This is a genomic window from Exiguobacterium sp. S22-S28 (genome assembly GCF_043359615.1).
In the GTDB taxonomy this organism is placed as follows: Bacteria; Bacillota; Bacilli; order Exiguobacteriales; family Exiguobacteriaceae; genus Exiguobacterium_A.
Map to the genome: position 1 here is coordinate 296998 of NZ_JBHFFC010000026.1, position 12868 is coordinate 309865.

A 12868-nucleotide genomic window follows, 5' to 3' on the forward strand; every position below is an offset into this window, starting at 1 on the left:
TCACAGGACTTCGACTATGCTATATTAAAAGGAAAGGAGATCACCCCATGCATCCGATCGAACAATTTGCATATGAATTTAATGTACAGCATGACTATTTTGAATGCCATGAAGTACTTGAAGAACTATGGCAGGCTGGACAACGGCAAGATGAATCGCTCGTCGCATTGATTCAGCTCGCCGTCGCCCGCTATCATCACCGACGAGGCAATTCAGCAGGTGCCATGCGGACCTATCCAAAAGCGTTCCAAAAACTTGAGTACCATGCCGGTTCACTTTCCACTCAAGGCATCGATGTTCATCGTCTGCTTGCCTTACAACCGGTATTCATGCAGACCGACTACGAGCATATTCCGTTGCCGCTCACACCCGACTTGGAACAACAAATCAACAATCTGCCGATTGAACGGTTGCAGGACTTGTCGTTTTTACGACATAAACATGTGCTGCGAGATCGACAGGATGTCATCACGGCCCGACAGATAGCACTTACAGCGCGGCAAAAAAAATGAAAAACCGGTCCGTAATTACATGGACCGGTTTTTATTGGTTTTTCCATTTCTCAACAAGCAGACGCGTTTCGTCCGTTGCACCTGAAATCTCCATCCGCAACATCTTTTCCGCTTCATCGAGCAACAGATATGACATGCGTTCCCCGCGAAAAGACGGGGACAAGGCGATATGTTTCAATTCAGCGTGGCCATCCACCAATTGAAACCCGATGACACCGATAAAGTCTTCTTCCTGTTTATAGAGATACAACTGTTGATTCTCATCTTGTTCATAGGTTTGAACCGTTTCAAGCAAATACTTTGGATCCTTCACTTCGCACGAATAAGCGATTAACCCCATCGCGGTCCGTTCATTCAACTTTTTATATTTTACGAGCATCTGATTCTACACCTTCCTAGTTTCAACAACTCTCAGGAATATGATCGACTGAGACTTGTTTATTCTACACCTTCTCGACTCGAAATGCTTCATTTTTCGTCAAATCAACTAAAAAATGCAAGCTGAACCGGTATCCCCGATCCAAAACGATGCCTCCCTGTCACGTGACAGGGAGGGATATTCGAACGGTCAAGTTGTGCTTAATTTTTCCCTTCAAGTACCTTGATGAATTCGCGCATGTAATCCGGTAAATCGGGTGGACGACGGCTCGAAATGATATGGCCGTCAACGACGACCGCTTCATCGTGCCACGTTGCTCCGGCGTTTGTCATATCATCCTTGATTCCTGGTGTACTCGTGACATGGACACCATTCAAGACACCTGCAGAAATCAAGACCCATCCTGCGTGACAAATCTGACCGATCGGTTGTTTCGTTTCATCAAAATGGCGGACCATGGCGAGGACGGAATCAAACCGGCGTAATAGATCCGGTGACCAGCCTCCCGGTACAAGAATCGCATCATACTCAGACGGTGTGATGTCGTCAAACGCTTTATCCGAGACGATCGGCACACCGTACTTTCCGATGTATTTTTCACCGGCCTTTTCTCCGACGATCTCAACAATCGCCCCTTCTTCCCGCAAGCGGTGGACCGGGTACCACAGTTCTAGATCTTCAAAATCATTGCTGACAAGTTGGATAATTTTTTTCCCTGCTAAACGCATCATGAATCGCTCCTTCATTTTTCAGTTCTTGTTCTCATTTCCCGTATTCAACGAAAAAAAAACTTCCCTTCTTTGATCAAAGAAGGGAAGGAATCACTTACGCTTCGACACGAATTTCTTTAATGCCAGCGCCTTGTTTCATTTTTGTAGCGTGCTCAAGACCAGACGTCACTTGTCCGAAGACTGTGTGAACGCCGTCGAGGTGTGGTTGTGGCTCATGAACGACGAAGAATTGGCTTGATCCCGTGTTGCGACCAGCATGTGCCATTGAAAGTGAACCGGCTTTATGCTTGTGCGGGTATGATGTTGACGTTTCACACGGAATCGTCTTACCTGATCCGCCTGTACCGTTTCCGATTGGGCAGCCGCCTTGTGAGACGAAACCAGGAATGACACGGTGGAAGTTCAATCCGTCGTAGAAGTTCGAGTTCGCAAGGTTCTCGAAGTTTTCTGTTGTGATTGGTGCATCGTCGTTAAACAATTCAAACTCAATTTTATTTCCGTCTTCTAATAAGATATATCCAGTTTTTTGCATCGTATACCAACCTTTCGCGCTTTTCAGCTATGGTGTTCGCCACGACATTCGCGGCTCCGTTACCTAGTGTATCAAATCTTCACGCAAAACGCAGGTTTTTTACTCATTCGACAGCGGATTCGAGAATTTCGAGCACAACCGTTTCACCCGCGGTCACCGACGCCTGAATACCGTTGGGTAACGGGAAGACCGGATCGGTATGTCCGAAGTCTGCATCAAGTACAATCGGGAAGTCATATCCACGGGTCGCCCGCAGGAGAATGTCCTTCAGCTGGAAATCAGGATCAAACTCGACTTTTCCGTGAAAACGTCCGACGACAATCGCCGAAATCTTTTCATATGCCCCGAGATGACGGAGTTGTGTAAAGTATCGGTCGATCGTCGCCGGTGTCTCACTTTCGTCATCTTCAAGCATTAAAACAGCACCGTCGAGCGACGGCATGTACGGTGTCCCGGCAAGCAACAGCAGTGTCCCGAGATTGCCGGCGATGATCGGTCCTGTCCCTTCTCCTGCGCGGGCGACGACGTATCCCTCATTGACGACGTGCGTCCGTCTCCGGTCATCGTTGATGTCCCAGCGCAAACCTTCATCCGTCCATTCATCCGATGCTTCAATTTGACCGATTGGCTCCGTCTGCATGAGCGTTTTTTCGAACCATTTTTTTGTATACTCATCGAGACCATGCAGTTGACCAAATTGCGGTAAAATAGCAGGTCCGACGAACGTCGTCAAACCGGTTTTCGTATGAATGCCGGACAGAAGAGCCGTAATATCACTGTAGCCCATGAAGATTTTTGGATTGTTGCGGATTAAATCGTAGTCGATTTCATCGAGCAACTGATGTGAGTTAAAGCCGCCAATCGTTGAAATGATTGCTTTGACGTCTGGATTTTGAAATGCCATATGTAAATCTTGAATCCGTTCCCCGATTGTGCCTGCCGTATGACTGTGAATCGCTGTCGTGTTCGGCATCACGATGACCTGAAAACCCATCCGTTCAAGTGTCTCGATCCCCCGTTGCAGACGACGCGGTACATACGCTGCGACCGCTGATGCCGGCGAGAGAATCGCTATCGTATCGCCTTTTTGTAAGCGCAGTGGTTTCATGAAAGTTCCCCCTTTTCCATTACAAGTATTTCCAGTATAACAAATCGAATGGTAAGCGAACACTCTCGTTTTTCAATCCATTTTTATAATGTGACGAATAGTGAATTTCCGTTCTCAAGCAATTCACCCTTTTTCGAAACATAGTCTATCTTGACCGTCATATGTCGAAGGATCTTTTGCTCGCGTAGCGACTTTGCCCACGCCGTGATCAGCGCTTTATCCTGTTCGTGTCGCCTGCGTGGCACGTCAATTAAAATCGTCGGTGCCACGTCAGCACGCAAATAGGCGTTTGAGTCAAAACGATCGGCACCAAGCTGTTGGATCTCATCGTTATCATAAAGAACCCGCACAATCAACTCCTCATCCAACCTTTCGAGAGTAGGCGACGTGATGCTTCGTTCTAAGCGATCTTCCCAGAGTGACGCATGATACGAATCAACGAATGTCCCCGATTCTTCAGTCTGATAGATTAAAAATTCCGTATTCGTTTTTTCATAAACAGCTAGAGCTGCGTATTCAAACGAAAAATTCCCCATACTATCGTAAACACTACCGGTCACCCGCGCGTCTGGAAGGTACTTCTGCTTCTCTAAGTAAATCTTGGCTTCGCTTTTTATTTTCTCTTCTTGTGCTACGTCTGGCTTCGCATCTTGCCAAAAGGCAAAAACCAGTATTACAACTCCACATCCGATGACTCCGATTAGACTGAAGATCACGATGACCAAACGCTTCATAAGTTTCAATAAAAACCCTCCTCGTTTTTGGAATACCAATTTTTTACACTTTCGATTTTACCATAAAAAAAGAGTAGCGGACGAAGTCCGCTACTCAGGCACTATTTATATGATTGATTACTGAATGACAGCATGAACGAGCGGACGTGCTTCCGGCTTCGTCTCACTGATGTGGTACGCATGATCCATTTTTTCAATTGCTTGGTCGAGTGTTTCTTTGTTCGAACGGAGTGTCGCGATGACATCACCGACTTCGACTTTGTCGCCGACCTTTTTGAATAATGTAACGCTTGCTGCGTGATCGATGACATCTGTCTTCGTCGCACGGCCTGCACCGAGAATCATCGCCGCGACACCGACTTCATCCGCGATGATTTCTGAGACGTATCCTGCTTTAGACGCCACGAAATCTTTTTCGAACTTCGTTTCGAGTGCTTTTGACATATCGTCAACGAGTGACGCGTCGCCGCCTTGCGCTGCGATGAACTTCTTGAAGACGTCGAGTGCTGCTCCGTTTGCGAGACGTGTCTCGAGATCCGCGTATGCTTCGTCAAACGTCGGGTAGAACTCACCAAGGACTGCCATGTGCGAAGCAATCGTCAACGCGATGACTTTCAGATCGCGAACGTCTTTGCCTTGGAGCACTTCGATCGCTTCCTTGACTTCGTTTGCATTCCCGATTTCGTTTCCGAGCGGCTGATCCATGTCCGTGATGACGGCGATCGTCTTCCGGTTAACACTTTTCCCGATCGATACCATTTCCGTCGCAAGCGCTTTTGCGTCTTCAAATGACTTCATGAAGGCACCTGAACCCGTTTTAACGTCAAGGACGATGCTGTCCGCACCGGCTGCGATTTTTTTCGACATGATGGAGCTTGCGATCAACGGAATCGAGTTGACCGTCGCCGTCACGTCACGTAACGCATACAATTTTTTATCGGCTGGTGTCAGGTTACCCGTTTGACCGATGATTGCCATCTTGATGTCGTTGACTTGAGAAACGAACGCTTCTTCCGTCAATTCCACGTCGAATCCAGGGAATGCTTCGAGCTTATCGATCGTTCCACCTGTGTGGCCAAGACCACGTCCGCTCATCTTCGCAACAGGAATTCCGATTGATGCGACCAGTGGTGCGACAATCAGACTGATCTTATCGCCGACTCCGCCTGTTGAGTGTTTGTCGACTTTTTTACCGTGGATGCGTGATAAATCAATCACGTCACCTGATTCGACCATTGCCATCGTTAAATCCGCGATCTCGCGGTCCGACATGCCTTGATAGAAAATTGCCATCGACATGGCTGACATTTGGTAATCCGGGATGTCACCGTTCGTGAATCCTTCAACCATCGCTTTAATATCGGCTGTTGGTAACTCGCCACCGTCTCGTTTTGTTGCAATCAAATCTACCATACGCATAATAAGTTCCTCCTCAAGGGGTCGTTCGTATTTTTATCAGGCTTAAATTTAAATTCTTACATTTTTTTGATCGAACCACGGACAAGTGACAGGAAGTGCGCACGGACACGTTCCGTCGTTTCCATGACTTCGTCGTGGTGAAGCGGCTGATCGAGAATGCCGGCTGCCATGTTCGAGACACATGAAATACCAAGCACGCGCATATCCGAGTGGCGGGCGACGATGACTTCCGGAACCGTCGACATTCCGACGACATCTCCACCGAGCAACCGGGCGAGTTTTACTTCCGCCGGTGTTTCGTACGTTGGACCTGTATTGCCGAAGTAAACGCCTTGACGCACTTGAATACCAAGTTCGTCTGCTGTTTCTTGGGCAAGACGCAACAATTCTGCATCATACGGCTTCGACATATCCGGGAAACGTGGTCCCATCTCATCAACGTTTTTCCCGATCAACGGGTTTGTGCCGAAGAAGTTGATATGATCCGTGATCAACATCAAATCTCCCGGTTCAAAGGCTTCGTTGCAAGCGCCGGCTGCGTTCGTGACAATCAGTGTTTCAACACCAATCGCTTTCATGACACGGACAGGGAATGTGACCATCTCCATCGAGTATCCTTCATAGAAATGGAAACGTCCTTGCATCGCAACGACTTGTTTCCCTTCGAGCGTTCCAAATACGAGTTGCCCGGCATGACCTTCAACCGTCGAGACGGGGAAGTTCGGGATATCGCTGTAAGGAATCGCAATCGGATTTTCGATATCATCCGCCAGGACACCGAGTCCTGAACCGAGAATCAAACCGATTTCCGGTTTCGCCTGCATCTTGCTTTCTAAATACGACCGTGTTTCATTCCAATTGACTGTCATCTGAATCGCTCCCTTAAATTAAAGTTCTGACAAGAAACTCTTACCGTGCGCCGGCAACTTCACATTGAAGTTATCGGCAACCGTCGCCCCAAGATCGGCAAACGTCGAACGGATTCCCAAATCGTTTGCGACACCATTTTTGCGGTAAGCAAGTAATGGCACATACTCGCGTGTGTGATCCGTCCCTGGATGAACGGGATCATTTCCGTGGTCCGCTGTAATGATCAACAAATCATCTTCTTGAAGACGTTCAAAAACTTCCGGCAGACGAGCATCAAATTCCTCGAGTGCCTGACCATACCCTTGCGGATCACGACGGTGACCAAACAACGCGTCGAAATCGACGAGGTTCAAGAAGCAAAGTCCTGTAAAATCACGGTCGAGCTGGTTGACGAGTTGGTCCATACCATCCATGTTCGATTTCGTACGGATGGCGTCCGTCACGCCTTCGCCGTCGAAGATATCAGCAATTTTCCCGAGAGAAATGACATCGAGGCCGGCTGTCTCGAGTTCGTTCATGACAGTCCGGTCAAACGGTTTCAACGCATAGTCATGACGGTTAGACGTCCGGACCCATGCGCCTTGTTCTCCGAGGAATGGGCGGGCGATGATTCGACCGAGCATGTACGGGTCATCACGCGTGATGTCACGAGCGTACTCACAAATCCGGTACAATTCTTCGAGCGGAACCACTTCTTCGTGTGCTGCGATCTGAAGTACCGAGTCTGCCGACGTATAGACAATCAATGCACCGGTCTCGACATGTTCTTGTCCGAGCTCATCCAAAATTTCCGTTCCTGACGCTGGTTTGTTGCCAATGATTTTCCGACCCGAAAACGTTTCGAGACGACCGATTAAATCTTCCGGGAACTTCTCAAACACACGGAACGGCGTATCGATTCGCAGACCCATGATTTCCCAGTGCCCTGTCATCGTATCTTTGCCGGCCGATACTTCTTCCATTTTTCCATACGCTGCGAGCGGTGCTGCTTCTGCTGAAACACCTTGAATCGGTGCGATGTGCGAAAGACCGAGTTTTGCCATGTGCGGCATGTTCAGACCATTACGCTGCTCTGCAATATGTCCGAGCGTATGGGCTCCAAGATCCCCAAACTGTTCGGCATCCGGTGCTTCTCCGATTCCCACTGAATCCATGACGACTAAAAATACACGTTTAAATGGTTGAGCCATATTAAAATTCCTCCTATTGACATAATGCTGACGACAAGTAAATCCCGTTTTAATTTTCCCACAAACGGACTAGACAAAACACCCTATTTGTCTGAAGTCAGACCTTTTTACGTTAAAACCATCACGCCCGCGGATGATGGTTCTTATAAACATCATGCAGTCTTGCTTTATTGACATGCGTGTACATCTGAGTCGTTGACAAATCCGCATGTCCGAGCATTTCTTGAACGACGCGTAAATCCGCCCCATTCTCCAGCAAGTGCGTCGCAAACGAGTGCCGCAAGACATGAGGCGTAATCTCTTTTTCGATCCCCGCATCTTTCGCCCGGCGTTTAATCATCTTCCAAAACCCTTGCCGTGATAGACGATTCCCACGGCTGTTGAGAAAAACATAATCGGTTTGTAAACCACCCAGGCTGTTACGTGCCAGTTCCAAATACGTCGTGACACTGTCGATTGCCGTTTGGCTGATCGGGATGATCCGGGTTTTATTTCCTTTTCCGAGACAAGAGAGATAACCAAGCTCGAGTTGCAAATCATTCAGCGTCAATTGCAACAGCTCACTGACACGCATTCCGGTTCCATAAAGCAATTCCAGCATCGCTGCATCGCGTCGGACGAGCGGATCGTTTCCGACGACGGAATCAAGCAATCGTACGATATCGGTCTGACTCCAAACAACCGGTAATTTTTTATCGGGCTTGGGTAGGTCGAGATGGCGCGAAGGGTCATGCCGGACAATCTGCCGTTCCACTAAAAATTGATGAAACGACCGGATCGAGCTGGTCGATCGTCGGACCGTCGAACGCGATTTTTGAGCCTGTAACAAGGATTCGATGTGAAGAACGATATGGTGGCGTGTCACTTCATCGGCAGAAGAAATTCCTTCCCGTTCAAGCGTCGTCACGTACTGGTTTAAATCATTTCGATACGCAGCTGCCGTATTCGCCGACATCTGCCGTTCAATTACTAAATAGTCGATAAATGTCTCCAGTTGTTGCCTCACTGAACTCATCCTCTATCATTAAGAAATCGCTTACTTTCCCATCATATCAAAGGTGTAAACCGTTGTGAAGAGGTCTGACCTATATTTTTCAAAAAGAAAAACTGTCCTCTATTTGAAGAGGACAGTCAGACGGTTTGCGTTTGTGATTGATCCAATGCTTCCTGCGCATGCCGCTCCTGGCACACCCGGCATACACCATGAAACGTCAAACGATGATCCTTGATTTTAAATTGAAACCGTGTGACGATTTCTTTTTCAACTTCTTCTAACATATCATCTAAAATCTCTTCAACGGATCCACATTCGATACAAACGAGATGGTGATGCGAGTGACTCGCTCCTTCTTGCCGTAAATCAAAGCGGGATACGCCGTCTCCGAAATTGACTTTATCAACGACTTCCAGCTCCGTCAATAATTCAAGCGTCCGGTAGACTGTTGCTAAACCGATATCCGAGTTTTTTTCTTTCACCAATAGAAAAACATTTTCCGCACTCAGATGGTCCGACTCATGTTCCAGTAAAATTCGTACGGTCGCTTCACGTTGGGGAGTCAGCTTATATCCTTTACCGCTCAGCTGTTTTTTAATGCGTTCAACACGACTTTCCATCATAGCGCCCCCTTTGGTCGAAACTGATGGTTTTATCATAGCTGATAATCAGTCCTTTTTCAAATTAAAATGATTATCAACTGAAAATCACTCACTTTATAATGATTTTAATGTACGAATGTGCCAATGCTGAATCGCCATGATCGTTTTGGCATCCACGATTGTTCCGTCTGCAACAAGTTCAAGTGCCCGTTCAAGCGTCAATGTCTGGTTTTCCAAAAATTCATCGGCATCCAGTTGCCGCGGACCAGCTGTTAATCCAGTTGCCTCATAAATATGTACCCGTTCGCTGCAAAATCCCGGCGCACCGTAGAAATCAAAGACATGCGAGAGCTTGCTTGCTGCATATCCCGTTTCTTCTTTCAGCTCGCGTCCGGCACAGTCGATCGGGTCTTCATCTTTTTCAAGTTTTCCAGCCGGAATCTCAATCGATAATTGTTCAAAGGCTTTACGGTACTGCTCGACGACGAGTAAATCACCTTTTTCATCAAAAGCAACGATAGCAACAGCTCCATTATGATAAACCAACTCGCGGACGGATGTATTACCGTTCGGTAGACTAACGACATGCTTTTCGACGTTAAATACTTTTCCTTCATAAATGACTTCCCGCTCCAACGTTTTTTCTTCCATCGTAGACACCTCTTCTAATCGAATTTCTTCTCTTTCACAGTATGCCTGTTTTAGGATTGTCGATGCAAGTCTGTTTCACCTCATGGATTGCCCACTTCCTGCAAATCCGCCTGAGAACACCTTCATCAAATATGCTAAACTGTTAAACAGTAGCACAGTTGAAAGAAATGAGGGATTGAAATGACATTAGGACTAGGTACGATGACGATTTTAAAACGCGGTCAAGAAGAAGCAACAGAAATTCTGCGGACAGCATTAGATGAAGGAATCGTCCATTTTGATACGGCAGATGTTTATGCAAATGGCGCTGTCGAGTCACTGATCGGTCAAACTTTTTCGCAAGAAGACCGTAGCCGGTTATTTTTAGCTTCAAAAGGCGGAAACCGGATGAACGATACCGGTACAGGCTGGACGTGGGATCCGAGTTACGACTACTTGAAACAGGCTTGTTTTGAAAGTCTGAACCGACTTGAAACGCCCTACCTTGATCTCTATTATGTTCATGGCGGAACGATGGATGATGATCTCGACGCGTCCATCCGTGCCATGAAGGACCTGCAGGAAGAAGGACGCATTAAAGAATACGGCTTATCGTCGCTCCGTCCAAACGTCATCAATTATTGGCTCGAGAACAGTGATTTCACTTATCTGATGACTCCCTATTCTTTACTGGACCGTCGGATCGAAGAACTGCTGCCCCGTCTTCAGGAACGTAATATCAAAATCGTCGCCCGTGGACCACTTGCAAAAGGTCTTCTGACGACAGAAAGCATGTCGCGCCTGCAATCGGTTGACCGCTTTGAACAATATGACAAAGAACAACTCGAACATGTTTTGACTACCCTGCAGGATTATCCGCTTCCGGCACTGGCGCTGCAAGCGATTGATCAGCAAGCAAGTATCGTCCTCCCCGGTGCTTCGAGCGTCTCGCAATTAAAATCCAACTTGCAAGCGATGCGGGAACCGTTGACCGCTGAACAGATTGCGCACGTCTTATCAGTTCTTCCCGTTCATATGTATACCGAACACCGGTAAGGTTTGAATTTTTTCGGACAAGGGAATCTCCTTCTTTGTAACGTTATTACAGAGGAGGAGTTTTTTTATGTCAAAAATTTTAATCGTATCTACAAGTGCCGACGAAATGAATGGTCACAAAACAGGATTATGGTTTGAAGAATTTGCTGCACCGTTTAATCTGTTTAAAGAAGCTGGTCATGACGTCACGGTCGTTTCTGTTAAAGGCGGCGACGTTCCGATCGATAAAGCATCAATGGTCAAAGAAATTCTACCTAAATTCCAAGAAGCACGCCGTGCATTACACGACACGACACCGCTTGCTGATGTAGAGGCTGCTTCGTTTGATGCTGTCTATTTCCCGGGCGGCCACGGTGCAGTCGTTGACTTCCCGAACAACCCGCTCGTCGCAGGCGCTATCGAAGCGATGGTCAAAAAAGACGGCATCGTTGCATCAGTTTGCCATGGTCCCGCTGCTTTTGCACATGTCACGATTGATGGAAAACCGTTCGTATCAGGTCGTCAAATCAACGGTTTTACGGATGAAGAGGAAAAATCAACAGGACTCGAAGACAAAGTCCCGTTCTTGCTTGAAACAACATTACGCGGTGAAGGCGCAACGTTCCTGACTTCAGATGCAGGAAAAGAATTTGCTGTCATCGACGGTAATGTCATCACAGGTCAAAATCCTGCATCAAGCGAAGCCGTTGCAAAACTCGTGATCGCTAAACTGGCAACTGTCTAAACCAATACTGTACACGAAACCCCCTTTCCGATGTTCTCATCGAAAAGGGGGTTGTTGTGTTGTCTGCCGAAAAATCTGATTTATTGTAAAACCCGCTCATACGCTGCGATTTCAAGGCTTAGTTCCTCTAACTTCTGTTTTTGTGTTTTATATTGTGGTGTCAGCTCGAGATGTTCCTGCTCCAAACTCGTTTGTTCCGCTGGAGTAAAGGCACGGGGAATGACGCGTTCCCGCCGGTACCACCGTTTTGGAATGATCGTCGGTTCCGGACCCGACTTCAAGAGACGATCGACTTGAACATACGCCAACTGGACTTCTTCAAACTGATCTTTGACAGACGGATGCTCCTGACGCAATTGTTCAAGTCGCTTTACGACGAACGGTTGCGACTTCAACACCAGCTGCTGTTTGATCGATTGCTTCAAAATCTGTTTGACTTGTGACCGTTGCACATCTGATTCTGCTTCGTCCGCTACGATTTCAAGATTAAGCTCTCCTGCTTCGTCTAAAATCTGCTCCATTTCTTCGAACGATAACCAGACCATCTGTTGTGTGACAAACCGGTCAATCAGTCCGGACTCTTCATAATAGTCACCGATTTCTCCACCTAATTTTAATTCAGCAACGGCATAATGCACTTGATGTTCAATCATCTCATCCGTCACTTCGTCTAACCACTCTTCATAATCTGTAAATACACTCACGTTCTGTCTACCTCCTCTAATCCCATTACAATTCATTTACTGTACCACAACGTCTAATCCGAATGCGCTTTTGACGACACAAAAAGATCAATCCCTTGTTCTGACAAGTGGATTGATCAAATGGATACATCGCTTAAACATTTGTCTGACTTTTTTTGATTTCTTCGATTGCCCAGTCGCACCAATCGAGATAATTCAACATCATCCGCAAGCCGTATTCACTCGTCAAGGTTTCCCCAAGTGTTGCCCCGTTCTCAAGATGATCTTTTCGCCACACCCGCATCAAGTCAACCGCAAACTGATGATGCCGTTTGGACTCTTCCAGGTACAGGACCGCTTCATCCGGAGGAAGCAAATGCAACAAAGACACCCGCATCAGATTCTCATCCTTCATCTTCGGTTTGAATTCACTCGGCGCCCGCAGCCAGGCAACAAGTGCCGTTTGTCCTTGTTCCGTGATCGAATAGACTTTTTTATCGGGTAAGTCTTCTTGAACGATATAGACACTTGTCACCAGTTGATCGTCTTCCATCTTTAATAATTCACGATAAATTTGTGTATGATGCGCCGTCCAAAAATGCGTCATCTGTTTTTTGAACGTCGTACTTAAATCGTATCCGGTCGCTTCTCCCTGAGTTAGCAGTCCGAGCAATGCAAATCGTAACGCCACTGGCTGCACCTTC

The 12868-nt window shown here is 47.1% G+C and carries 16 protein-coding genes; 3 read left to right on the plus strand and 13 right to left on the minus strand.

Annotated elements, in window-relative coordinates:
• Nucleotides 1-47 precede the first annotated feature (47 nt).
• Nucleotides 48-512: a DUF309 domain-containing protein gene (locus ACHA8N_RS08140; RefSeq protein ID WP_393965389.1), complete on the plus strand. Its 465-nt coding sequence runs from the start codon at nucleotides 48-50 to the stop codon at nucleotides 510-512.
• A 31-nt stretch (nucleotides 513-543) separates the two neighbouring features.
• On the opposite strand, the gene ACHA8N_RS08145 is transcribed toward ACHA8N_RS08140, so the two are convergent.
• From ACHA8N_RS08145 to ACHA8N_RS08195, 11 genes are all read right to left on the minus strand, one after another.
• Entirely contained in the window at nucleotides 544-870 is a 327-nt protein-coding gene (locus ACHA8N_RS08145; RefSeq protein ID WP_393965390.1) for a GNAT family N-acetyltransferase, read from the minus strand.
• Nucleotides 871-1091: 221 nt separating this feature from the next.
• Nucleotides 1092-1619: a type 1 glutamine amidotransferase domain-containing protein gene (locus tag ACHA8N_RS08150; protein ID WP_147512417.1), complete on the minus strand. Its 528-nt coding sequence runs from the start codon at nucleotides 1617-1619 to the stop codon at nucleotides 1092-1094.
• 97 nt (nucleotides 1620-1716) lie between these two features.
• Entirely contained in the window at nucleotides 1717-2154 is a 438-nt protein-coding gene (locus tag ACHA8N_RS08155; RefSeq protein ID WP_012369909.1) for a peptidylprolyl isomerase, read from the minus strand.
• A 103-nt stretch (nucleotides 2155-2257) separates the two neighbouring features.
• The gene (locus tag ACHA8N_RS08160) at nucleotides 2258-3262 is read right to left on the minus strand and encodes a S66 family peptidase (protein WP_393965391.1); all 1005 of its coding nucleotides are present in this window, start codon (nucleotides 3260-3262) and stop codon (nucleotides 2258-2260) included.
• 83 nt (nucleotides 3263-3345) lie between these two features.
• Complete coding sequence (locus ACHA8N_RS08165) at nucleotides 3346-4005, minus strand: hypothetical protein (protein ID WP_393965392.1); 660 nt, start codon at nucleotides 4003-4005, stop codon at nucleotides 3346-3348.
• A 108-nt stretch (nucleotides 4006-4113) separates the two neighbouring features.
• Nucleotides 4114-5415, minus strand: a complete 1302-nt coding sequence (locus ACHA8N_RS08170) for a pyrimidine-nucleoside phosphorylase (protein ID WP_147512368.1) — start codon at nucleotides 5413-5415, stop codon at nucleotides 4114-4116.
• Between the two features lie 56 nt (nucleotides 5416-5471).
• On the minus strand, nucleotides 5472-6284 hold the full coding sequence (locus ACHA8N_RS08175) for a purine-nucleoside phosphorylase (RefSeq protein ID WP_026833469.1): 813 nt from the start codon (nucleotides 6282-6284) through the stop codon (nucleotides 5472-5474).
• Nucleotides 6285-6302: 18 nt separating this feature from the next.
• Nucleotides 6303-7475 (minus strand): phosphopentomutase, encoded by a 1173-nt coding sequence (deoB, locus tag ACHA8N_RS08180; protein WP_147512367.1) that lies wholly within the window; start codon nucleotides 7473-7475, stop codon nucleotides 6303-6305.
• A gap of 121 nt (nucleotides 7476-7596) precedes the next feature.
• Nucleotides 7597-8481, minus strand: coding sequence for a site-specific tyrosine recombinase XerD (gene xerD / locus ACHA8N_RS08185; protein WP_147512366.1), 885 nt, complete (start codon nucleotides 8479-8481; stop codon nucleotides 7597-7599).
• 125 nt (nucleotides 8482-8606) lie between these two features.
• The gene (gene fur / locus ACHA8N_RS08190) at nucleotides 8607-9089 is read right to left on the minus strand and encodes a ferric iron uptake transcriptional regulator (RefSeq protein WP_147512365.1); all 483 of its coding nucleotides are present in this window, start codon (nucleotides 9087-9089) and stop codon (nucleotides 8607-8609) included.
• Nucleotides 9090-9185: 96 nt separating this feature from the next.
• Nucleotides 9186-9722, minus strand: a complete 537-nt coding sequence (locus tag ACHA8N_RS08195) for an NUDIX domain-containing protein (protein WP_393965393.1) — start codon at nucleotides 9720-9722, stop codon at nucleotides 9186-9188.
• Nucleotides 9723-9902: 180 nt separating this feature from the next.
• On the opposite strand from ACHA8N_RS08195, the gene ACHA8N_RS08200 reads away from it, so the two are divergent.
• Entirely contained in the window at nucleotides 9903-10757 is an 855-nt protein-coding gene (locus ACHA8N_RS08200; RefSeq protein ID WP_147512363.1) for an aldo/keto reductase, read from the plus strand.
• Nucleotides 10758-10824: 67 nt separating this feature from the next.
• Nucleotides 10825-11481: a type 1 glutamine amidotransferase domain-containing protein gene (locus tag ACHA8N_RS08205; RefSeq protein WP_147512362.1), complete on the plus strand. Its 657-nt coding sequence runs from the start codon at nucleotides 10825-10827 to the stop codon at nucleotides 11479-11481.
• A gap of 80 nt (nucleotides 11482-11561) precedes the next feature.
• Here ACHA8N_RS08205 and ACHA8N_RS08210 read toward each other — a convergent pair whose 3' ends face one another.
• Complete coding sequence (locus tag ACHA8N_RS08210) at nucleotides 11562-12185, minus strand: hypothetical protein (RefSeq protein WP_147512361.1); 624 nt, start codon at nucleotides 12183-12185, stop codon at nucleotides 11562-11564.
• Between the two features lie 133 nt (nucleotides 12186-12318).
• Complete coding sequence (locus ACHA8N_RS08215) at nucleotides 12319-12855, minus strand: PadR family transcriptional regulator (RefSeq protein WP_147512360.1); 537 nt, start codon at nucleotides 12853-12855, stop codon at nucleotides 12319-12321.
• Nucleotides 12856-12868: the final 13 nt, after the last annotated feature.